The 20872-nt window shown below is 67.6% G+C and carries 21 protein-coding genes; 14 read left to right on the forward strand and 7 right to left on the reverse strand.

The features are described from left to right. Window positions 1–39: 39 nt before the first annotated feature. Both QSJ19_RS23600 and QSJ19_RS23605 read right to left on the reverse strand, forming a co-directional pair. Window positions 40–504, reverse strand: coding sequence for a SixA phosphatase family protein (locus QSJ19_RS23600; protein ID WP_286323486.1), 465 nt, complete (start codon window positions 502–504; stop codon window positions 40–42). Window positions 505–521: 17 nt separating this feature from the next. Further along, the gene (locus tag QSJ19_RS23605) at window positions 522–833 is read right to left on the reverse strand and encodes a hypothetical protein (protein WP_286323457.1); all 312 of its coding nucleotides are present in this window, start codon (window positions 831–833) and stop codon (window positions 522–524) included. 104 nt (window positions 834–937) lie between these two features. On the opposite strand from QSJ19_RS23605, the gene QSJ19_RS23610 reads away from it, so the two are divergent. Further along, a complete protein-coding gene (locus QSJ19_RS23610) occupies window positions 938–1804 on the forward strand; it encodes a DMT family transporter (protein WP_286323458.1) in 867 nt (288 codons plus the stop codon). A 71-nt stretch (window positions 1805–1875) separates the two neighbouring features. On the opposite strand, the gene QSJ19_RS23615 is transcribed toward QSJ19_RS23610, so the two are convergent. Further along, on the reverse strand, window positions 1876–2337 hold the full coding sequence (locus QSJ19_RS23615) for a flavodoxin domain-containing protein (RefSeq protein ID WP_286323459.1): 462 nt from the start codon (window positions 2335–2337) through the stop codon (window positions 1876–1878). Between the two features lie 209 nt (window positions 2338–2546). Between QSJ19_RS23615 and QSJ19_RS23620 the strand changes: the two genes are divergently transcribed. The 3 genes from QSJ19_RS23620 (at window position 2547) to mmsB (ending at window position 6246) form a co-directional block, all read left to right on the forward strand. Next, on the forward strand, window positions 2547–4082 hold the full coding sequence (locus QSJ19_RS23620) for a CoA-acylating methylmalonate-semialdehyde dehydrogenase (RefSeq protein WP_286323460.1): 1536 nt from the start codon (window positions 2547–2549) through the stop codon (window positions 4080–4082). Window positions 4083–4131: 49 nt separating this feature from the next. Beyond that, complete coding sequence (locus tag QSJ19_RS23625) at window positions 4132–5298, forward strand: acyl-CoA dehydrogenase family protein (RefSeq protein ID WP_286323461.1); 1167 nt, start codon at window positions 4132–4134, stop codon at window positions 5296–5298. A 78-nt stretch (window positions 5299–5376) separates the two neighbouring features. Continuing rightward, window positions 5377–6246: a 3-hydroxyisobutyrate dehydrogenase gene (gene mmsB / locus QSJ19_RS23630; RefSeq protein WP_286323462.1), complete on the forward strand. Its 870-nt coding sequence runs from the start codon at window positions 5377–5379 to the stop codon at window positions 6244–6246. 15 nt (window positions 6247–6261) lie between these two features. On the opposite strand, the gene QSJ19_RS23635 is transcribed toward mmsB, so the two are convergent. Beyond that, a complete protein-coding gene (locus tag QSJ19_RS23635; RefSeq protein ID WP_286323463.1) occupies window positions 6262–6765 on the reverse strand; it encodes a MarR family winged helix-turn-helix transcriptional regulator in 504 nt (167 codons plus the stop codon). A gap of 9 nt (window positions 6766–6774) precedes the next feature. Next, window positions 6775–7368 carry a TetR/AcrR family transcriptional regulator gene (locus tag QSJ19_RS23640; RefSeq protein WP_286323487.1) on the reverse strand — a complete coding sequence of 198 codons (594 nt, stop codon included), beginning with the start codon at window positions 7366–7368 and terminating at the stop codon, window positions 6775–6777. A gap of 60 nt (window positions 7369–7428) precedes the next feature. Here QSJ19_RS23640 and QSJ19_RS23645 point away from each other — a divergent pair, with 60 nt between their 5' ends. Next, window positions 7429–7923 carry a DUF4188 domain-containing protein gene (locus tag QSJ19_RS23645; RefSeq protein WP_286323464.1) on the forward strand — a complete coding sequence of 165 codons (495 nt, stop codon included), beginning with the start codon at window positions 7429–7431 and terminating at the stop codon, window positions 7921–7923. A 140-nt stretch (window positions 7924–8063) separates the two neighbouring features. On the opposite strand, the gene QSJ19_RS23650 is transcribed toward QSJ19_RS23645, so the two are convergent. Then, window positions 8064–8765 carry a TetR/AcrR family transcriptional regulator gene (locus QSJ19_RS23650; RefSeq protein ID WP_286323465.1) on the reverse strand — a complete coding sequence of 234 codons (702 nt, stop codon included), beginning with the start codon at window positions 8763–8765 and terminating at the stop codon, window positions 8064–8066. A 284-nt stretch (window positions 8766–9049) separates the two neighbouring features. Here QSJ19_RS23650 and QSJ19_RS23655 point away from each other — a divergent pair, with 284 nt between their 5' ends. The 9 genes from QSJ19_RS23655 to QSJ19_RS23695 all read left to right on the forward strand — a co-directional run bounded on the left by QSJ19_RS23655 (window position 9050) and on the right by QSJ19_RS23695 (window position 19909). After that, window positions 9050–10606 (forward strand): amino acid permease, encoded by a 1557-nt coding sequence (locus QSJ19_RS23655; protein ID WP_286323466.1) that lies wholly within the window; start codon window positions 9050–9052, stop codon window positions 10604–10606. A 172-nt stretch (window positions 10607–10778) separates the two neighbouring features. After that, window positions 10779–11615 (forward strand): urea amidolyase associated protein UAAP1, encoded by an 837-nt coding sequence (locus QSJ19_RS23660; protein WP_286323467.1) that lies wholly within the window; start codon window positions 10779–10781, stop codon window positions 11613–11615. Window positions 11616–11639: 24 nt separating this feature from the next. Then, window positions 11640–12341 (forward strand): urea amidolyase associated protein UAAP2, encoded by a 702-nt coding sequence (locus tag QSJ19_RS23665; RefSeq protein WP_286323468.1) that lies wholly within the window; start codon window positions 11640–11642, stop codon window positions 12339–12341. A gap of 45 nt (window positions 12342–12386) precedes the next feature. After that, a complete protein-coding gene (locus QSJ19_RS23670) occupies window positions 12387–14435 on the forward strand; it encodes a 5-oxoprolinase/urea amidolyase family protein (protein WP_286323469.1) in 2049 nt (682 codons plus the stop codon). Beyond that, complete coding sequence (atzF, locus tag QSJ19_RS23675; RefSeq protein WP_286323470.1) at window positions 14432–16093, forward strand: allophanate hydrolase; 1662 nt, start codon at window positions 14432–14434, stop codon at window positions 16091–16093. The genes QSJ19_RS23670 and atzF overlap by 4 nt, the downstream gene beginning before the upstream one ends. Before the next feature lie 130 nt (window positions 16094–16223). Continuing rightward, on the forward strand, window positions 16224–17933 hold the full coding sequence (locus QSJ19_RS23680) for a hypothetical protein (RefSeq protein ID WP_286323471.1): 1710 nt from the start codon (window positions 16224–16226) through the stop codon (window positions 17931–17933). Window positions 17934–18138: 205 nt separating this feature from the next. Next, window positions 18139–18333: a hypothetical protein gene (locus QSJ19_RS23685; RefSeq protein WP_286323472.1), complete on the forward strand. Its 195-nt coding sequence runs from the start codon at window positions 18139–18141 to the stop codon at window positions 18331–18333. A gap of 134 nt (window positions 18334–18467) precedes the next feature. Next, complete coding sequence (locus QSJ19_RS23690) at window positions 18468–19364, forward strand: DUF3558 family protein (RefSeq protein WP_286323473.1); 897 nt, start codon at window positions 18468–18470, stop codon at window positions 19362–19364. Then, window positions 19361–19909 carry a DUF3558 domain-containing protein gene (locus tag QSJ19_RS23695; protein WP_286323475.1) on the forward strand — a complete coding sequence of 183 codons (549 nt, stop codon included), beginning with the start codon at window positions 19361–19363 and terminating at the stop codon, window positions 19907–19909. The genes QSJ19_RS23690 and QSJ19_RS23695 overlap by 4 nt, the downstream gene beginning before the upstream one ends. Window positions 19910–19966: 57 nt before the next feature. Here the strand turns inward: QSJ19_RS23695 and QSJ19_RS23700 are convergent, their stop codons facing one another. Beyond that, a complete protein-coding gene (locus tag QSJ19_RS23700) occupies window positions 19967–20794 on the reverse strand; it encodes an acyl-[acyl-carrier-protein] thioesterase (protein WP_286323476.1) in 828 nt (275 codons plus the stop codon). Window positions 20795–20872 lie beyond the last annotated feature (78 nt).

A 20872-nucleotide genomic window follows, 5' to 3' on the forward strand; every position in this document is an offset into this window, starting at 1 on the left:
CCTGGCCGGCCGGCGGCGAACGGGGTCCTGCGGATCAGGTCACTCGCGTGGAATCCGCGTCCCGACCAGCCGGGCGTCCGGATCGACGTCGAGCCCGAGACGATCCCACGGCACGCCGACGGTCACCACCGCATACGCGGACGTGGGGAAGCGCTCGATGTATCCGTCGGAATCGAGGGTCAACGCCGTGGTGGGCATACCCGGCGAGTGCCCGACCACCATGACGGTTCCGGCGTCGGCGGGAGCGTGGCGTCGGATCGCTTCGAGGATCTCGTGGGGTGCGCCGCCGTAGATGTCGTCGACGAAGGTCGTCGGTGCGGCGACGCCGGTTCGTTCCAGTGTCTGTCGGGTGCGGGTTGCGGTCGAACACAGCACCGCGTCGATCGTCAGGCCCTCGTCGGACATCCATCGGCCGGCCAGTGCCGCCTCCCGACGGCCGCGATCCGCCAGTGGGCGGTCATGGTCGTCGACGCCGGGAGGGTACCCGGACTTTCCATGCCGCATCAGCACGAGGGTGCGGCTCACGCGGCACCCCGACCCCGTTCGCGACTGGCGCCCGCATCACCGTCGCGCCGTGAGCTCGCCGACTCGTCGCGGGACAGCATCCGCAGCACCGCTGCGGTGGCCCGCCATGCGGCCGCCTCTTGCCGGCAGTATGCGGCGTCGTCGTCGGACCCGGTCATCAGATGCTCATCGGCGAGCTCGTCGAACTCGATGCACTCGTCCACGGCCTGATCGATCAGCTCGACGACGGCACCCGGCGACGAGCACGCGCGCACGATCGTGTCGGCATCGAGGGTCGTGAGTCGTTCGAGTTCGGACTGGTACCGCATGCACCCAACCTACGACGACGAACCGACAGGGTGGGGGATCCACACCGTGCCCACCGGGATCCGATCGGCTTGAAGCTCGACCGTCAACAGATAGCCTGGGACGTGTGCATTCCTGGGTACCCGCGCTGCTGTCGGTGCTGGCCGCGATTCTGATCGCCGCCGGCACGGTGATGCGGCAGCGCGCATCCCACGCCAGTGGGGCGATCGCCCGGGGATGGTGGATCGGTGCGGTGATCGCCCTGTGCGGCTTCGCGTCGCAGGTCGCGGCCCTGGGCCTGGGGTCGATCCTGCTGGTGCAGCCGCTGGTGGTTCTCGCGATCCTGTTCGCGCTGCCGATGGAGGCGTGGGCCGATCATCGTCGGCCACTGCGCAAGGAATGGGCCTGGGGTGCGGTGCTGGTGGCGTGCGTGACGATCTTCCTGGCCGTGTCCCGGCCGGAACCGTCGCCGCGACGTCCCGAGGATCTGCTGATGGTGGCGACCATCGGCGGGGTCATCGTGGCGTTACTGATCTGCGTCATCGCCGCCGAGAGATCCAACCGTCACTACAAGGCACTTCTCTACGGGGTCACCGGCGGCGCCTTGTTCGGCATGTCTGCACTGCTGGTCAAGACGGTCGCCTACCAGTTCCTGCACGACTTCGCAGGCGCGTTCCTCCAGCCCGAGCTCTACCTTTTCCTCGTCGTGGCCAGCAGCGCGATCGTCGCGCAACAGCGCGCGTTCGGTGCCGGTGAGCTGCAGACATCGTTCCCGGCGCTCACCGTCGTCGAACTGGCGGTGTCGATGGCGCTGGGCGTCGTGGTGCTGGGGGAGAACCTCAACGTCTCCGTCCCGACCGCGGTGTTCCTGGGGATCGTGCTGGCAGTGATGGTGCGTGCCGTCCTCGAGCTGGCGAAGCTGGCCGCGATCCGGGCCGAGGAGATCTCGCGACACGCCCGCCGGCCACACGCCGGTCGGGTCGCCGCCCGCTGAGTGGATCGTCCGCGGTCGCCGAGGAGTGTCGGGACGTCGAGGGTGTCGGGTCGGCGAGCGGCGCCGAGGGGTCAGCCGGCGTTGACCGGATCGATGACGCCCACGATGCCCGCGGCCCATTCCGCCGCGAACTTGGCCGGCTTGACCGGCGATGAGTTGTCGTGACGGGCATGGTCGCCGACCTGCACCGCTCCGCGGGCGGTCAACTTCTCGGCCATGATCTCTCCGCCGCGGTTGAAGGTCTCGCCATAGACGGTGTCGCCCAGGCCGAACACCGCGAAGCGCAGCCCCGTGAGGTCGGGCTCGACGGCGTCGAGTTCCTCGGCGAACGGCTCCGCGCCGGTCGGGAGTTCGCCCTCGCCGTAGGTCGAGCAGATCACCACGAGGAAGTCGGCCGGGTCGAGATCCTCGACGGCGAACTCGCTCATGTCGTAGATGGAGGGATCGTGATCGACAGCGAGCACATCCGAGATCGCGTCTGCGACCAACTCGCTGTTCCCGGTTTCCGTGCCGTAGAGGATGACGACGGACATGGAGATACCCCTTTCGACGTCGTGCTCCGCGTCCGGGCACGACAACGCCTGACATTGTGCTCGGAGAAAGGGTAACCTAACCAGCCGTTTCGGGTGAAATTCGCAGGTGGGAGGTGGTGGCGCCAATTACTTGGATGTCCTACTATACGGAGACGGAAGCCACAATCGCACAGCGTCTGTCCCGACTCACGAATCAAGGTGATCTCCTCGTGTCCACAACCGATTCCGTCCGCTCCATCCCGCATTACCTGAACGGTTCCGCGGTGACCGCCACAGAGGGCCGGTTCGCCGACGTGTTCAATCCGAGCACCGGAGCCGTCGCCGCCAAGGTCCCGCTGGCCTCGACCGCCGAGGTCGACGCCGCGGTCGCGACCGCCGTCGAGGCACAGCGCGAATGGGCGGCGTGGAATCCGCAACGTCGTGCCCGTGTGCTCATGCGGTTCGTCGATCTGGTCAACCAGAACGCCGATGAGCTCGCGACCTTGCTGTCGCTCGAGCACGGCAAGACCCATGCCGACGCGAAAGGCGACATCCAGCGCGGCACCGAGGTCATCGAGTTCGCCATCGGGATCCCGCACCTGCTGAAAGGCGAGTTCACCGAGGGTGCCGGCGGCGGCATCGACGTGCACTCCGTCCGCCAGCCGCTCGGTGTGGTCGCGGGCATCACCCCGTTCAACTTCCCCGCGATGATCCCGCTGTGGAAGGCCGGCCCGGCGCTCGCGTGCGGCAACGCGTTCATCCTCAAGCCCAGCGAGCGCGACCCGTCGGTTCCGGTCCGGCTCGCCGAGCTGTTCAGCCAGGCCGGCCTGCCCGACGGCGTCTTCCAGGTCGTGCACGGGGACAAGGAGTCGGTCGATGCGCTGCTGAACAACCCTGACGTGCAGGCGTTCGGTTTCGTCGGCAGCTCCGACATCGCGCAGTACATCTACTCGACCGCGGCCGCCAACGGCAAGCGTTCACAGTGTTTCGGTGGCGCCAAGAACCACATGATCATCATGCCGGACGCGAACCTGGATCAGGCCGCCGACGCGCTCATCGGCGCGGGCTACGGCAGCGCCGGTGAGCGCTGCATGGCGATCAGCGTCGCCGTCCCGGTGGGCGAGCAGACCGCAGAACGACTGCGCGCCAAGCTCATCGACAAGGTCAATGCGTTGCGCGTCGGGCACAGCCTCGACCCCAAGGCCGACTACGGACCACTGGTGACCGCGGCGGCCCTCGAGCGGGTGAAGGGCTACATCGCCACGGGCGTCGAGGAGGGTGCGGAACTGGTCATCGACGGCCGTGAGCGCACCAGCGACGAGCAGTCCTACGGCGACGACGACATCTCCGGCGGGTTCTTCATCGGACCGACGCTGTTCGATCACGTCACCAAGGGCATGACCTCCTACACCGACGAGATCTTCGGCCCGGTGCTGCAGATCGTGCGTGCCGCCGACTACGAAGAGGCGCTCGCACTGGCGTCGGATCACCAGTACGGCAACGGCGTGGCGATCTTCACCCAGGACGGCGATGCCGCCCGCGACTTCACCTCCCGGGTCAACGTCGGCATGGTCGGCGTGAACGTGCCGATCCCGGTTCCGGTGGCCTACTACACCTTCGGCGGCTGGAAGCGTTCCGGCTTCGGCGACCTCAATCAGCATGGGCCCGCGTCGATCCAGTTCTACACAAAGACCAAGACGATCACGTCGCGCTGGCCGTCTGGGATCAAGGACGGCGCCGAGTTCGTCATCCCGACGATGGACTGATCGTGCCGGATCGACGGCGGGGATCGACGACGCAGGAGACACCACGACCATGACCACCATCACCGACAGCGGTCTCGACGCCGACGAGCGCGTCATCGTCGAGACCGCGGCCGGGTTCGCCGCCAAGAAGTTGGCCCCGTTTGCGCTGGAATGGGATGAAAGCCACCACTTCCCGGTCGACGAACTCCGGGAGGCGGCCGAGCTCGGCATGGCCGCCATCTACTGCTCCGACGACGTCGGTGGCAGTGGGCTGCGACGGCTCGACGGTGTGCGCATCTTCGAGCAGCTCGCCTACGCCGACCCGGCCGTCGCCGCGTTCCTCTCCATCCACAACATGTGCACCTGGATGGTGGACAGCTACGGCACCCCCGCGCAGCGGGACCAGTGGGTGCCGCGGATGGCGTCGATGGAGGCCGTGGCCAGCTACTGCCTGACCGAGCCGGGAGCGGGGTCGGATGCCGCCGCTTTGTCCACGCGTGCCGTCCGCTCCGGCGACGACTACGTGCTGACCGGGGTCAAGCAGTTCATCTCCGGTGCGGGCGCGAGCGACGTGTACGTCGTCATGGCCCGCACCGGCGACAACGGACCCCGCGGCATCTCGACCTTCCTGGTCGAGAAGGACACCCCCGGACTGAGTTTCGGCGCGCAGGAACGAAAGATGGGGTGGCACGCCCAGCCGACGGCGCAGGTCGTCCTCGACGACGTGCGGGTGCCGGCGGATCATCTGCTCGGTGGGCAGGAGGGCATCGGTTTCGGCATCGCGATGAACGGCCTCAACGGTGGTCGACTCAACATCGCGGCCTCGTCGCTGGGCGGCGCGCAGGCGGCATTCGACCGGGCTGCGTCCTACGTCGCGTCCCGTAAGGCCTTCGGCGGAGCCCTGATCGACGAACCGACGATCCGTTTCACACTCGCCGACATGGCGACCTCTCTGCAGGCCTCCCGCCTGATGCTGTGGCAGGCGGCGGCGGCGCTCGACGCGGATGCACCGGACAAGGTCGAACAGTGTGCGATGGCCAAACGATTCGTCACCGACACCTGCTACACCGTCGCCGATCAGGCGCTGCAGTTGCACGGTGGCTACGGATATCTGACCGAGTACGGTCTGGAGAAGATCGTCCGTGATCTCCGCGTGCACCGGATACTGGAGGGCACGAACGAGATCATGCGCGTGGTGGTCGGGCGGTCGATCGCCACGCGATACCGCGAGAGCTGACCGCCGGACGAACTGGAATCGCCGGTGACCACAGCGCTTCGGCAGACAAGTGAACTCACGACATCAGGAGATTCGACAATGACGACGATCGCCTTTCTGGGCCTCGGTAACATGGGCGGCCCGATGGCCGCGAACCTCGTGAAGGCCGGACACACCGTCCATGGCTTCGACCCGGTTACGGACGCGGTGGAGCAGGCCAAGCTCAGCGGTGTCGAGACCTTCCCGACCGCGGTCGAGGCGGTGGCCGCCGCCGAGGTCGTGATCACGATGCTGCCGAGCGGAGCCATCGTGAAGAGCCTCTACGCCGACATCTTGCCCGCGACACCGACAGGCGCGCTGTTCATCGACAGCTCGACGATCTCGGTCGACGACGCGCGCGCCGTCCACGACCAGGCGGCCGAACACGGCTTCGCCCAGCTCGACGCACCGGTCTCCGGTGGCGTGAAGGGAGCGGCGGCAGGCACCCTGGCGTTCATGGTCGGCGGCGACGACGAGGCGTTCGTCGCGGCGCGAACCACTCTGGAACCCATGGCGGGCAAGATCATCCACTGCGGTTCGGCAGGCGCAGGCCAGGCCGCCAAGGTCTGCAACAACATGGTGCTCGCCGTCCAGCAGATCGCGGTGGGCGAGGCGTTCGTGCTCGCCGAGAAGCTCGGTCTGTCCGATCAGGCGCTCTACGACGTGATCACCGGCGCAACCGGCAATTGCTGGGCGGTGCAGACGAACTGCCCGGTGCCCGGTCCGGTTCCCACGTCACCGGCGAACAACGAGTTCAAGCCGGGCTTCGCGACCGCCCTGATGAACAAGGATCTCGGCCTGGCGATGGATGCGGTGGCCAGTACCGGATCCCGGGCGCCGCTGGGAACTCATGCCGCCCAGCTCTACAAGTCCTTCGCCGAGCAGCATGCAGGCCTGGACTTCAGCGCGATCATCACCTCGCTGCACTGAACCGGGCGTCGGGCGTCAGAAGTCTCCGGCGTCGCGTCGAAGAGACTGAATCGCTTTCACCATCGAGGCCATCTCGTCCTCGCTCATACCGACCGCACCGAACACCTCGCGGTTGAGGGTGGCGGTGGCGTCCTCGACCGTCGAGCGGCCCAGGTCGGTGATCTCCACCAGCGTCGTGCGGCCGTCCGTCGGGTGGGGGACCCGACGCACCAGGTGTGCTTCCTCGAGTCGTCGGATGGCGTGCGTGACACTCGTGACGTGGACCTGGAGCCGATCGCTGGCCTTGGTGATCGGCAGCGCACCCTGTCGCGAGAATGCCAGTAGTCGAAGCAATTCGAAGCGCGAGAAGCTCAAGTCGTAGGGGCGCAGAGTGGACTCGACGCGCGCCAGGAGGATCTGGTGCGCACGCATCACCGACGTCACGGCAACCATGCCATCGGCCACGTCACCCCAGCCCGCGTCGGCCCAGTTCTGTCGTGCCTCGGCGATCGGGTCGAAACTCATGCTGCGGCCGGCCATGAGATCACCTTAGCCAGGATCGGGGCGCCATCCGTCGATGACGGCGGTTGCGGCGGCGACCGGGTCGGCTCCGGCCGGGAATCGCCCTGACAGCAGCAGCATCGCCATCCCGTGGACCTGGGACCAGAGCGAGGCGACGATCGTGTCGACGTCGGCGGGGCGGAACAGGCCCGACTCGATCGCCGACTGGACGCCCTGACGCAGGGGAGCGATGGCTCGGGCCGACGCGGCCTCGGTCTCCGCTGTCGATGTGATCCCGGCGAGCGTCTGACCGAACATGAGCTCATAGAGACGGGGGTGCTCGAGAGCCCACGCGACGTAGTGCACCCCGAGCGTGGACAGGTGCGCCGCGGCGTCTACGGCGACACCGGACTCCTGCGCCGTCGCGAACGAGTCGAAGGCGCGGATGAGTACACCGCGGGTGAGACCCTCCTTGTTGCCGAACAGTGAGTACACCGCGGACGTGGACGTGTCCGCCGCCCGAGCGGCGTCGCGGACGGACAGAGCTGACACGCCGTGCTCCCCGACGATGTGGACCGCCTCGTCGAGGAGCCGCTCACGAAGCTCATCGGTGTGCACCTTGGGTCTTGCCACGAGGGCGATTGTGTCATAACGTTGTTCTGTAACGACGTTATGAAATCAGCGTCTCAGCGGGAGGTCACCATGACCAAGCCGGACTCGCGTCGGATCACGAATGTCCAACCGCCTGCGGGCACGACGTTGTTCCTCATCGGCATGAGGGTCACGCACCCGCTCCGGGTACGAGCTTGGCTGTCGGTGCTCATCGCGATGCCACGCATGCTGGTGCACCTGAGGCGCCACGTCGACGCCGGTATGTTGTCCTATCGCCTGTACCTGGGCCCCTCGTTGATGGTCGTGTCGTACTGGCGTTCGCCGGAGGATCTCCGACGTTTCGCCGCCGACGGCGACGGGCCGCATCTGCCCGCCTGGCGATGGTTCAATCGTCGCCTCGCCGACACCGCTTCGGTGGGGATCTGGCATGAGACCTATGTCGTCGGAGGACACGAGACCATCAGCAGCGGCATGCCACCCTGGGGGCTCGCCGAAGCTGTCGGCGCACAACCCATCGGAGTCGGACAATCAACGGCCGCAGGACGATTGGCGCGAAGCGGTTGCCCATTCACCGCGTCGACCTGAGTCCGCACCGTTCTTCCTCCGGGTGTGCGTTCTTCCCCCGCGAGCAGGCGGCGGAGGAACACATACCCGGGGGAAGAACGGATACCCGGGGGGCGAGGGGCGGCGCGACGGGGGACCCGGGGCGGTGGGTGCGGGGTGGGTCAGCTGCCCGGCCGGTGCGTCATCAACATCTCGATCGCGCCGACGATGGTGTCGACCAGACCGGTCACCGTGTGGTCGCCGAGCTCGCCGCGGGTCTCGTCGGACCGCATCATGATCACCGACTCGACCAGTCGGAACGGCAGGATCGAGCGCGTATCGGACGCGACGCCGACGGCGGCCGTCGCCAACGACTCGTAGGCTGCGGCCAACTCCAGTCGGGCCGTGCGGAACTCGGCGAATCTGCTGTCGGCGAGCTCCGGAAGGAGGTAGAGGGCCCCGAGGTTCCAGCGCGCGGCGGCGAGTTGGGTGACGTCGTAGCGGGCGAGGTCGAGCAGTCGTTCGAGGGGGTCGCCGTCGGCGGCGAGGAGTTCCCGCGCCTGTTCGAGTGACGGGTCGACCGTCGTCGCGAGCAGCGCGGCGAGGATGTCGTCTTTCGTCCTGAAGTAGTGATACAGCGATGCCTGCCGGACGCCGACGGCGTCGGCGATCATCCGCGTCGACGTCCCGGTGTAACCGTGGCGCGTGAACAGCTCCGCCGAGGCGTCGAGGATCTCGTCGCGTGCGGTATCCCCGCGTCGTCTCGGTTTGACGAGGCGCGGCCGGCCCCGGACCGGTGCGCCCTGTGGGATGTCGGTGCCGCTGCCGCTGCCGTTGCCGCCGCCGCTCGTCGCCGAGTGCGATGAACCCGACCGCGTCGCCATCTCGTTCCCGATCTCCTCGCCCGTCGCGCCCCGTCGGTGGCGCGTTCTCGTCTCATTGCGGTCCGGCGAGACGTGCTGAGATCGCCGGACGACCCACTCTAACCCAGGACACGAGAAGTGGCGGGGCGCTGACCTGCGCCGTGTAACGCACTCGTAGTGCGAGTTTTCAGACCCGAAACATTTCTGTCATTCGACAGAAATGGCTGTAGAGTTATCTATCAATCGACAGGTAAGCGGCTCACCGTGGAGCCCATGACGAACCTCATCGACAGAGATGGACCACAATGACCTCCACTGCCATGAAGCCACCCGCCGAACCACCCAACTCCGCCGACGGGCATACCGCGGTCGGCGACACCCACGACCTCAGCGAGTTCGGCTACGACCAGCAACTCCACCGGTCTCTCGGCAAGTTCGCGTCGTTCGCGGCGGGTTTCTCCTTCGTGTCGATCCTGACGACGATCTTCCAGCTGTTCGGCCTCGGCTTCGGATTCGGTGGTCCGGCGTTCTTCTGGACCTGGCCGATCGTGTACGCCGGTCAGTTCCTCGTCGCCCTCTGCTTCGCCGAGATCGCGGCGCGCTACCCGATCTCGGGGGCCATCTACCAGTGGTCGCGACGCATGGGCGGCGAGGTGATCGGCTGGTTCGGCGGATGGTTCATGATCATCGCGCAGATCGTCACCGCGTCCGCCGCGGCAATCGCCCTGCAGGTGGTCCTGCCGTCGGTGTGGACTGGATTCCAGATCATCGGCGACGACCCGACCCTCACCAGCACCAGCGGTGCGGCGAACGCGGTGTTGCTCGGCTCGATCCTGCTGGTGATCGTGACCGCCATCAACTGCGTCGGCATCCGCTGGATGAGCCGGATCAACAACATCGGCGTCACCTGTGAACTCGTCGGCGTCACCGCTGTGGTGCTGGCCCTGTTCACCCACGCCCAGCGCGGCCCGGACGTCGTGTTCGACACCGGCATCCCCGGCCAGCAGCCCGGCTACATCTGGGCGTTCATCGTGTCCGGCCTGATGGCGGCCTACGTGATGGTCGGTTTCGGCTCTGCAGGCGAACTCGCCGAGGAGACGCGTAATCCGCGTCGCATCGCACCGCGAACGATCCGGCTCGCGTTGACCGTGTCCGCGATCGGGGGCGGCCTGATGCTGCTCGGTGCGCTGATGGCGGCACCAACGCTCGACGACCAGCTCGCCGCCGGGGGCCTGCCCTACGTGCTCGACTCGGTGCTGGGCAGTTTCTGGGGCAAGGTACTCCTGTGCGACGTCGCGGTGGCGATCTTCATCTGCACCCTTGCGATCCAGACGGCCTGCTCGCGATTGATGTTCTCGATGGCCCGCGACGGCCGGCTGCCGTTCTCGAAGACGCTCTCGCATGTCAACGCACGCACGGGGACCCCGATCGCGCCATCGATCCTCATCGGCGTCCTGTGCGTCGGAATACTGCTGGTCAATGTCGGCAACTCCGCGATCTTCGCCACCCTCGCCAGCGTCTGCATCATCCTCATCTACCTGGCCTACCTCGCGGTGACCGCGCCCATGCTGTACCGCCGATTGCAGGGCTGGCCGAAGGGCGGGGCCACCGTCGACAGTGAGGGCAGGAAGCTGTTCACCATGGGCCGGATCGGCATCGTCGTGAACGTGCTGGCCGTGCTCTACGGCGCGCTGATGGTCGTCAACCTGGCGTGGCCGCGTGCGGAGGTATTCGACCCGTCCGGGGAGATGCCGATCCTGCAGTGGGCCGGCCCGATCTGTATCGCCGTGACCGTTCTCGTCGGCATCGCCTGCTTCCCCCGCGGCACAGAGCATCCCAAGCCCGTCCAGCTCGGCGCGTAACCCTTCGAGGCTCGCTCCGCTCGCACCTCCGGGAACGGCCCCCGGAATCCGCGCGCACCTCGGGGAACGGCCCCCGGAATCCGTGCGCGTTCCCCCGGTCCCTGAGGAGCGAGCGCAGCGAGCGTCTCGAAGGGTCGACCACATCCCCATCCCCACAAGGAGTTCCATCACCATGACCACCACCGCGAACACCGCCGGCGCGCGAGAGCACGCACGGGCGCAGGCCGGCACCATCACCGACTCGATGCCAGTCGTCCCGGCGACCCGGTGGCCGAATCCGCCGGCCGGGGTCGACGCGGCGGCACTGACCTGGGCCGAGACCGTGCCGGGCGGTCGTTACACCGTCAAGGTCCTGGCCCGCGGAACCCGTCTGCGACTGCGCGACGTCACCGGCACCGCCTGCGCACACGTGCTCCTCTGGCGCGCCGACGCCCCGTGGGAGCGACTCAACGTCGCCGACACCGTGAAGGTGCCGTGGCAGGCGTATCTCGGTGCGGGACATCCTCTTCTGAGTGATCAGGGCCGTGTCCTGGCGACCGTCGTCGCCGACGACTCGGGTCATCACGACGCCCTCTGCGGGACCACCACCCTCGCCGGGAACACTGCCAAGTACGGTGGCGGACAGGTCCACTCGGACTCTCCGGCCGGCCGCGAGATGTTCACGCTGGCAGCCGCCAAGCATGGGCTGACGCCCGCCGACGTCGCGCCGTCGGTCTCCTTCTTCCACGGTGTCGTCGTCGAATCCGACGGCACCCTCACCTCCAAGGGATCCGCCGGACTGGACAAGACGGTGGAGCTGATCCTGCACCTGCCGTGCATCGTGGCCATCGCCAACACGGCGCACCCGCTCGATCCGTCGCCGACGTTCGACACCGGCCCGCTCGAGGTACTCGCCTGGCGGGCGCCGTCCGATCTCGACACCCTGACCCTCGACGCCGCCGACCGTGATCCCGAATACCAACGCGCCGTCGCGAACAGCGAGGACGCGTTCGCCGCCGCCGCACTCTGACCGCGCCTCGAAACAGGAGAAGCCATGACCACCATCACCACCGGCGACGCCGCGACGTCCAACCGGGCCGCGCTCGAGACCGCCCCGGCCGACGAACTCGCCCTCGTTCCCGGCGCCGTCATCGCCGACGAGATCATCGGCGATCGCGCGCCCTGGACGGGTGTCGTCGAGGCGGGCGACGTGCTGACCATCGTCGATCTCTACGGCAACCAGGCCGTCGACACCCTCTTCTACGGTGCCGCCGACCACACCATCCGATACTCGGCACAGACCACGATTGCGGTCCAGGGCACCATCTTCCTGACCACGGGATCGGTCATCCGGGATCAGGAGTCAACCCCGATGATGACCGTCGTCGGCGACGAGGTCGGCAACCACGACACCCTCGGCGGTGCGTGCTCTCAGGAATCGAACACCCTGCGCTACGGACACCACACCAAGCATCAGCACGCGTGCGTCGAAAACTTCCTCATCGGCGGCGCCCGACACGGTCTCGGCAAACGCGACATCGTCGGCAACATCAATTTCTTCATGAACGTGCCCGTTGACGCCGACGGCTCCCTCGGCATCGTCGACGGATTGTCCGCGCCGGGAAAGCGTCTGGCCTTGCGGGCCGAAATGGACACCCTCGTCCTGATCTCGAACTGCCCGCAGATCAACAACCCCTGCAACGGATTCGATCCGACCGCCGTGCGGGTCGTCGTCACGCGACCGGTCGCGTCCTAGTCGCTCGCCGCCACCCACACAACATCACGAGGAGTTCTCGATCTCATGGCCACCATCACCGTCCTGCGCGCGGGGCCGCTCACGACCATCCAGGACTGGCCGGGCCGCCTCGGCTACTGGAAGGTCGGCGTGCCGCCGTCCGGACCGATGGACGACCTGTCGTTCCGGCTGGCGAACGCGGCGGTCGGCAACCCGCCCGGGGCCGCGGGTCTCGAGGCGACCATGATCGGGCCGTCGCTCCGGTTCGACGAGGCGACCGTTGTGGCCGTGACCGGAGCGCCCGCCGAAGTCACGATCGCGGGACATGCTGTCTCGCAATGGGTTCCCTATCATGTAGAGGCCGGTGACGTCCTCGATGTCGGTGCGGCCGCCGACCTCGGCATGCGCATCTACGTGGCCGTCGCCGGCGGCATCGACGCCGACGATCTGCTGGGCAGCAAATCGACGTTCACCATGGGACGCTTCGGCGGTCACCACGGTCGCAAACTCGCCGACGGCGACGAGATGTCGAGCGAGGGCCTACCCGCCGGAGCGGTGCGACGAATCCTGACGGATGAACAACCGGCGTTCACCCACGCGTGGCAACTCGGGGTCACCGTCGGGCCGCACAGCGCCCCGGAGTTCTTCACCGAGGAGGACATCGAGGATCTGCTCGCCACTGACTACGAGGTGCACTTCAACTCCGATCGCACGGGAATCCGCCTGATCGGTCCGCAACCGCGGTGGGCGCGGGGCGACGGTGGGGAGGCCGGGCTGCATCCGTCGAACATCCACGACAACGCGTATTCGGTCGGCGCACTGGACTTCACCGGCGACACCCCGATCCTGCTCGGCCCGGACGGACCGAGCCTCGGGGGATTCGTCTGTCCGGTCACCTCGACCGCGGCCGAGCGATGGAAGCTCGGCCAGCTCAAGCCCGGCGACACCGTCCGGTTCGTCCCGGTGCGCAGTGATCAGGCGGCCAGCCCGGCCGAGACCGGATTGGCACGACGCGCCTGCCGCGTCGACGTGTTGTCTGCCGGCGGGGACGCCGACCACGGGATACTCGGTCGCACCACGACCGCCGACGGCACCACCGAGGTCACCTACCGACGCAGCGGCGACGACAACATCCTCGTCGAATACGGGGACATGCGACTCGATCTCGCTCTGCGGGCGCGCGTCCACGCCCTGAGCGAGCGGATCGATGCCGAACGTCCGGCAGGCCTCATCGACCTCACCCCCGGGATACGGTCGTTGCAGGTGAAGGCCGACCCCGACGTGTGGTCGCAGCAACGGATGCTCGCCTGGCTCACCGAGTGTGAGCGTCACCTCCCCGCCGCCGAGGACCTGGTCGTCGCGAGCCGGACGGTGAGCCTGCCCCTGTCGTGGGATGATCCGGCGACGCGCGAGGCCATCGAGCGCTACATGCTCGGCGTGCGATCTGATGCACCGTGGTGCCCGTGGAACATCGAGTTCATCCGGCGGATGAACGGGTTGTCGTCGGTCGACGACGTGCACCGCATCGTGTTCGACGCCAATTATCTCGTGCTCGGTCTCGGCGACGTGTATCTGGGTGCGCCGGTGGCTGTTCCGCTCGACCCGCGCCATCGGCTCGTCACCACCAAGTACAACCCGGCCCGAACCTGGACGCCGGAGAACGCGGTCGGAATCGGCGGTGCGTACATGTGCATCTACGGGATGGAAGGGCCGGGCGGCTATCAGTTCGTCGGACGCACCACCCAGGTGTGGAACCACCGTCATCCCCTGCCCGCATCGGGATTCGATCCGGAGCACCCGTGGCTGCTGCGCTTCTTCGATCAGATCCGGTGGTACCCGGTCAGCGCCGACGAACTGGTCGACATGCGTGCCGACGTCGCTGCCGGACGTGGCGACAGCGTCCGGATCACCGACGGCAGTTTCTCACTCGCCGAACATCAGCGCTTCCTCGACGCCAACGCCGACGACATCGCCGCGGCGCGCACATCGATGGAGAGGGCGCGCGCCGAAGAACGTGAACGATGGTCGCGGTCGGGCGAATTCGCGGCCGTGGTGAGTGCGCACGACGACATGGCGGCCGGGGATCAGATGATCGAGCAAGGGAGAGTCGCATGAGCAGGATCGCCGATATCTATCAGCGGATCGCCCAGGCCGATCGGCCGGAGGTCTTCATCACCCTGCGGGATCGCGCGGACGTCGAGGCGGATCATCGTGAATCGCTCGCGGCCGGCGGGCCGCTGGCGGGGATCGTCCTCGCCGTCAAGGACAACGTCGACGTGGCGGGTCTGCCCACCACAGCGGCCTGCCCGGGATTCACGCGTCCGGCCGCGAGCGATGCGCCGACGGTGGCCGCTCTTCGGGCCGCCGGTGCGGTCGTGATCGGCAAGACCAATCTCGACCAGTTCGCCACCGGACTCGTCGGCACGCGTAGTCCGTATGGCGCGGTGCGTGATTCGCGTCGACCGGATCGCATCTCCGGCGGGTCCAGCTCCGGGTCGGCGGTCGCGGTCGCGCTCGGGTTCGCCGACATCGCGATCGGCACCGACACGGCCGGATCGGGGCGGATACCCGCCGGTCTGCAGGGGATCGTCGGGATCAAACCCACGCTCGGAGTCGTCTCGACAGACGGTGTCGTGCCCGCGTGCGCGAGCTTCGACGTGGTCACGATGTTCGCCCCATCCCTGGGGCTGGCCGACCGCGCCATGGCGGCGATGGCCGACGCGCGAGGACCTCGTCCGTTCGGCTCCGGCACCGCACTCGCCGCGCCGGAACAGCCGACCATCGCGATCCCCGCCGAACTACCGGAACTCGACCGCGCCTGGCGCGCAGCGTTCGACGCCGCAGTCGCCCAGGCGGAGGCGGCCGGACTGCGGATCAAACCCATCGACCTGTCGGCCTTCCTCGCGGCCGCGAGACTGCTCTACGACGATGCGCTGGTCGCCGAGCGGTACGATGCCGTCGGACACCATGTCGACACCATGGGACCTGATGCCGGCCTCGACCCGGTGGTGTCCGCGATCATCCGCAACGCCGGCGACCACACGGCAGTCGAACTGCTGCGGGCACGCCGGCATCTGGCGGAGCTGCGCTCGGAGGCGATGGCCGAGCTGGGTGACGCCGACGCGCTCCTGGTACCGACCGCACCCTTCCATCCGAGCCTCGCCGGCGTGGCCGCGGACCCGGTGGGAGTCAACTCGCGTATGGGTACCTACACGAACTTCTGCAATCTGTTCGACTTGTCCGCGGTGGCGATACCCGCAGGAAAGATCGACGAATTTGATGGTACACGTGCACAATTCGGCGTCACCTTTCTGGGCCGCGCGCATGACGACGCGGCGCTGGTGGATCTCGCCCGACGTTTCGCGGGGCAGGCCGAACCCCCGCACGCCGCGTGGCCCGAGATCGCCGGGGCGCCCTCGGTGGAACTCGCGGTGTTCGGAGCGCACATGCGGGGCGGTCCGCTCACTCATGAGCTCTCCGAGCGCGGGGCACGCTGGGTGGGCGAGGTGATCACCACTGCGAGCTATCGACTCGTCGCCCTCGACACGACCCCGCCCAAGCCCGGGCTCGTGCGGGACCGGGCGTCGGGGTGTGCCGTCGAGGGTGAGTTGTGGCGGCTGTCGCCGCAGGCCCTCGGCGAGTTCCTCGCGGCGCTGCCGTCGCCGATGATGCTCGGCCGCGTCGAACTCGCCGACGGCCGGTGGGTGGTCGGCTTCGGCTGTGCGGCCGACGCGGCGGAGAGCGGTGAGCGTCTCGACCGAACACGCTGGTGACGAGAGGTCCCCTCCCCGAGAACTGTCCCGCGATTCGACTCTGTTGACCATTTCTGTGAAATCGCACACACCGGCTCGGCGCCGTGATTCAATGAGCGCGCTTGATTGGGCGGACAGGGGAGTGGGACACATGACCGACTTGGGGCGCAACGCAATTCGGCGATCGCGGAAGGATGAGCGTCGCCGGAATCGCAAGCGGAAGCGCGCCGGCGTCGCGGTGGGTGTCGCCGCCATGGCCACGGTCGCCGCCGTCGGTGCGGGCCAGGCGATCGGGCCGGGGCAGGCGCAGGCTGCTCCGACGATCGACGACGTGATCTCCGACGTCGTCTCCGGCGCACTCGGTGGCAGTAGCGGTCTGGATCAGCTGGGAGATCTGAAAGACGGTCTGATGGCCGTCGTCAACGGTGGTGGCTCGGACGTCGCCGAGCAGTGGCGAATCCAGTTGTGCGGCTCCGGAGGTCAGACCGGGGGCGCGGATTGCACGCGGTCGACCGGCGTCGGCCTTGCGATCGTGGCACCCGGACGGATCGAGCTCGTGCCCACCGATCTGTGGCCCGCCGCGTCCGGCGTGTACAACGTCCTCAACTCGATCGATCTCCTCGATGTCATCCCGCCCCTTCGGGACCCGGAGGAGCCGGTCGGCAGTGCGACGATCATCGGCAGCGGATTCCAGTTCGCCTTCGCGACCACCGGTGGGAACGCCACTGCTGTCTCGTACCTTCCGGTCAGTCTCGCCACAGCGGGCGCGAGTGACGGCCGTACGGCCTATGCGCTCGCGCTGGTCGGGATGGCCAACGCGTGGACCACCGACGAGGTGACCACCTCCCTCGTCGGGATCGAACTGCCGATCAGCCTTCCCGGCATCGAGCACGTCAGCTGTTACGGAGGTCTGACCGGCGCGTACGCGGAGGGGGTCGGTGCATGCGCAAACATCTTGGGCACGTTCGACTTTCGATGGAAGGCGCCCAACAACGAGGTACAGTTCGGCCTGACGGATCCGACGGGCATCCTCTTCGACCCGGAGACGGTGCTCGGGAACGTGATCACCGCGGTGATCACCAATGTCACCGGGGACGGCGATCTGCCGATCACCCTGAGCAAGGACTTCGGCCGCCTGAGTTTCGGCGGCGACTACGACCTCGGCAGCGGGAACTTCGTGCGCTGGACGAGTGACTATGGCACGCAGGCGCCGACGACCGTCGAATGGCTCGGGCAGAAGGTCACCTTCAACCCGTGGGTGACGGTCAACGGAGTGCAGCGGCCGAATCACATCGGTGCCCCGGTGATCGAGTTCGGTGCGCTCGACTCCGGTGAGATCGTTCCGATCATCCATTTCCCGGATGTGGAATTGCCTTTCGGCCTACCCGGCCCGAGTGCGGCGACGACCGCGACGACGAGCCTGCGAACCGCGGCGACTTTCCCGGAGAGCGCGGAACCCGCCACCGCGGCGACGGGCGCCCGGTCGTCGGATGTCTCCGATGACGCGGCCGTCGGCCACACGACCTCCGACGACGGGAGCGATGCTGGCGGATACGTCGGCACACACCGTGCCACCGAGTCCTCGGCGGAGTACGTGGGCAAGCATCGGAGCGCCGACGCCGATTCACCAAGCATGGAAGCGGCGGGCTCGACGGACAGCAGCGCGACAGACAGCAGCTCCGGCGACAGCGGAAGTCGTGCCACGGGCTCTGACGCCGGCGGCAGCGACACCGGCGCGTCGATCACCGACAGCTCCGAATCGGGCTCGGGTGCCGACGCGTCGGACTCGACGTCGTCCGGCTCCTCGTCGTCTGGTTCCTCGTCGTCTGGTTCCTCGTCCTCGGAGTCGGGTACCGACTGACCTCCCTGAACTGCGCCCCGCGTGACGCCGCTCCCATCTCGCGTCGCGCGGGGCGCTTCCCTTCCCCGGCCGAGGACGCGGTCCGCTGCAGACGTAGCCGAGATCGTCGCCCACCGACGGTGTCCGCTACGTCCGCGACGGACGAGGTCGCCGTCCGGCCTTGGCTACAGTGGAATCACCACTCACCTCGGCCAAGGAGGAAGTCATGGCGGTGGATCCGGCCAAACGTCAAGCGGTCACCGGAGTCGTCCGGCAGCATCCCGCGATGAGTCTCGTCGCGGTGTCGCCCGGCATCGTCGTCTTCGGGCTGCTGTGGTGGCTCACGAACCCGTTCCTGGCGATCCTCTTCGGGATCGTCGCCGTCGCCGGTGGGTATTACCTGCTGACCCGGAGGAGCTGACGCGACCTACAGCCGACACGACCCACGGCCGACACGACCTACAGTGGGCACCGAACGAGTCTGGAGGGAGAGTTGCATGGTGGTGGCTCCGAGTCGGGTGACCCTGCGCGTGACGGACCGGATCGGCCTCTGACGTGGCCACTCGCGTCGACAGCTGGATCTGGGCGATCCGGCTCACCAAGACCCGATCGGCGGCCGGCGCAGCGTGCCGCGGCGGACATGTCCGCGTCAACGGTGTGACCGCCAAACCCGCGCAACCGGTGTCGATCGGCGACGAGGTACGTGTGCGCCTGCACGGCATCGAACGGGTCGTCGAGGTCACCAAGCTGATCAGCAAGCGGGTGTCCGCGCCGGTTGCCGCCGAGTGCTACATCGACAACAGTCCGCCACCGCCGCCCACGGAGATCCGCGCGAGCCAGCCGCGCCGCGATCCCGGCGCGGGTCGCCCGACAAAACGTGAACGCCGCGACCTCGACCGCCTGCGCATGCGCAGCGGATTCCTGGTCGCCATGGTCGCCGTCCTCGCTCTCGTCCTGGCCGGCTGCTCCTCCGACGACTCCGACGACCCGGCGGCGCCCACGACGCCGGAAGCACCGGGAAACGCGGGTGCCGGTCCGTTCTTCGGCGCGTGCGGCGGGCTCAGCACCGACGAGGTCATCCGGATCACCAAGTTCGCCGGCCTCTCCAACACGGTGAACAACGCGTCGGTGTGTGAGTGGGACGGCAGCAACGACCGCACCGGACCGGTGGCCTCCTTCAACTGGTACCGCGGCTCACCGATCGGACGCGAACGCGCCACCGAGCAACTGTCACGCGAGTCGACGAAGGACATCGACATCAACGGGCACAAGGGATTCATCGCCTCCGATGTGGGGATCTGTGAGATCGGCATCGCCTTCGGCGCCGACTTCTTCGAATGGTCTGTCAGCGCCGGGACACAGGCCCTGATGGGGGAGCAGCCGCCGCCGACCGAGCAGATCTGCGATGCCACCCGCGAACTGTCGCGACTGTCGATCGAGCGTGCGTCATGAGGCGGACACTCTCGCTGGTCGCGGTGCTCATCATGCTCGTCGGTCTCGGGTCGGCATGTGCCCGGAGCATCGACGGCGAACCGGTCGCCGTCGGCGCCGCCGACAACGAGCAACAGGGCCACGTCGACACCGACCAGTTCGACAAGCTGTTGCTCGAATGCGAGGTGCTCTCGCCGGCGAAGATCGCCGAGGTGGTCGGGGGACAGGTCGCGCGCGGCACCTTCAACGGCGCGATCTGCCGGTGGATCGTCGAGGGCTCGGTCACCGCGGGCGTCACGTTCAACTGGTTCGAATGGGGCAACCCGACGGTCGAGAAGGACACCGCGAAGAAGCTCGGCTACGAGACGGAGAACATCAAGATAGCCAGCCAGTCGGCGTTCACCCAGCGCGACCCGAAACGGCCTGCGGTGTGCGGCGTGACGGCGAGGGCGCCGAGTCGCGGCGTCTACACCTGGTGGGTCGAGCCGCGCACCAGCGCCGTGCCCGCCGATCCGTGCGCCGCGCCGACCAAACTCATGGAGCTGCTCCTCAGCGGAGGTCAGTGAGCCTCGTGGGACGGCGGCGGATCGGGTCCCGGGGAGGCCGGAGGGCGCGGTGGGGGGTCAGGCCGGCAACGTCGACACCGACACCGTCGCCGCGACGACCTGGTCACCGGCGTCGTCGGGGATGAGCATCCACACCAGGAGGCGGTCGGCCTCACGCACCCTGCGCAAGGTGATCGACACACCGGGCACGATCGGCCGGAGGTATTCGATGACCACTCGATGCGGTCCCTCGACGAGATCCGGCTGATCGATCAGTTCATCCTCGATCGCCTCCAGGTAAGCCGCATTGTTGAGGTGCTTGAACGGGTCGAAGTCGGTGCTGCGCAGCACATGCTGGCGGTCGGGCAGTTCGACCGACGACGCATCGGGGGCCTTGTCGGGATTCATCGACCGCCACCGCAGCCGATGTTCGTCGGTCATCTGCGACAACATGTCGAGCATGCCGTCGGTGATGCGCGACGGCATGCCCTGGTCGTTGACGTTGATCCAGAACGCCTCGGTCTCGATCAGACCGGGGGCGCGCTCGTCGGGGTTGAAGCGGTTGGTCTCGTGGTCGGCAGTGAGCCGCACCCGCATGTTCGTCCAGCGCGTCGACAGGGCACCGCACCAGCGCTGCGCCGTCACCCCGGCAGGCCACGAGAACGGCCGGATCACATCGATCACCGTCCGCCGGACGATCCAGAACGGATCGCTCGCCCCATAGTCGGTCGCCTCGATGTTGTCGTTGGCGATGTCCTGTAGATAGCGGGCGACCGCATCGAGTCGCACCCGCATCTGCTGATCGACATCGCCGGTGCGGACGCGATACGCGGCTTCGAAGTACCGCGCTCCGTTCTTGCGATCCTGCAATGGCTCGACATTCGTCCCACTGGGTGAGGCGCTCACTCGGTCCCTACTTTCGGCCGCCGGTATCTTTGCAGTTAAGATACTCAGGACGGAAAAACTAGAACACGTTCCACGTGT

Source organism: Gordonia sp. ABSL11-1, assembly GCF_030315685.1.
Lineage (GTDB): Bacteria > Actinomycetota > Actinomycetes > Mycobacteriales > Mycobacteriaceae > Gordonia.

Bases quoted from the DNA above. Each gene is read 5' to 3' on its own strand.
- QSJ19_RS23600 (WP_286323486.1), bottom strand. From the start codon at position 504: ATGCGGCATGGAAAGTCCGGGTACCCTCCCGGCGTCGACGACCATGAC.
- QSJ19_RS23605 (WP_286323457.1), bottom strand. From the start codon at position 833: ATGCGGTACCAGTCCGAACTCGAACGACTCACGACCCTCGATGCCGAC.
- QSJ19_RS23615 (WP_286323459.1), bottom strand. From the start codon at position 2,337: ATGTCCGTCGTCATCCTCTACGGCACGGAAACCGGGAACAGCGAGTTG.
- QSJ19_RS23625 (WP_286323461.1), top strand. From the start codon at position 4,132: ATGACCACCATCACCGACAGCGGTCTCGACGCCGACGAGCGCGTCATC.
- mmsB (WP_286323462.1), top strand. From the start codon at position 5,377: ATGACGACGATCGCCTTTCTGGGCCTCGGTAACATGGGCGGCCCGATG.
- QSJ19_RS23635 (WP_286323463.1), bottom strand. From the start codon at position 6,765: ATGGCCGGCCGCAGCATGAGTTTCGACCCGATCGCCGAGGCACGACAG.
- QSJ19_RS23645 (WP_286323464.1), top strand. From the start codon at position 7,429: ATGACCAAGCCGGACTCGCGTCGGATCACGAATGTCCAACCGCCTGCG.
- QSJ19_RS23650 (WP_286323465.1), bottom strand. From the start codon at position 8,765: ATGGCGACGCGGTCGGGTTCATCGCACTCGGCGACGAGCGGCGGCGGC.
- QSJ19_RS23655 (WP_286323466.1), top strand. From the start codon at position 9,050: ATGACCTCCACTGCCATGAAGCCACCCGCCGAACCACCCAACTCCGCC.
- QSJ19_RS23660 (WP_286323467.1), top strand. From the start codon at position 10,779: ATGACCACCACCGCGAACACCGCCGGCGCGCGAGAGCACGCACGGGCG.
- QSJ19_RS23665 (WP_286323468.1), top strand. From the start codon at position 11,640: ATGACCACCATCACCACCGGCGACGCCGCGACGTCCAACCGGGCCGCG.
- QSJ19_RS23670 (WP_286323469.1), top strand. From the start codon at position 12,387: ATGGCCACCATCACCGTCCTGCGCGCGGGGCCGCTCACGACCATCCAG.
- atzF (WP_286323470.1), top strand. From the start codon at position 14,432: ATGAGCAGGATCGCCGATATCTATCAGCGGATCGCCCAGGCCGATCGG.
- QSJ19_RS23680 (WP_286323471.1), top strand. From the start codon at position 16,224: ATGACCGACTTGGGGCGCAACGCAATTCGGCGATCGCGGAAGGATGAG.
- QSJ19_RS23685 (WP_286323472.1), top strand. From the start codon at position 18,139: ATGGCGGTGGATCCGGCCAAACGTCAAGCGGTCACCGGAGTCGTCCGG.
- QSJ19_RS23695 (WP_286323475.1), top strand. From the start codon at position 19,361: ATGAGGCGGACACTCTCGCTGGTCGCGGTGCTCATCATGCTCGTCGGT.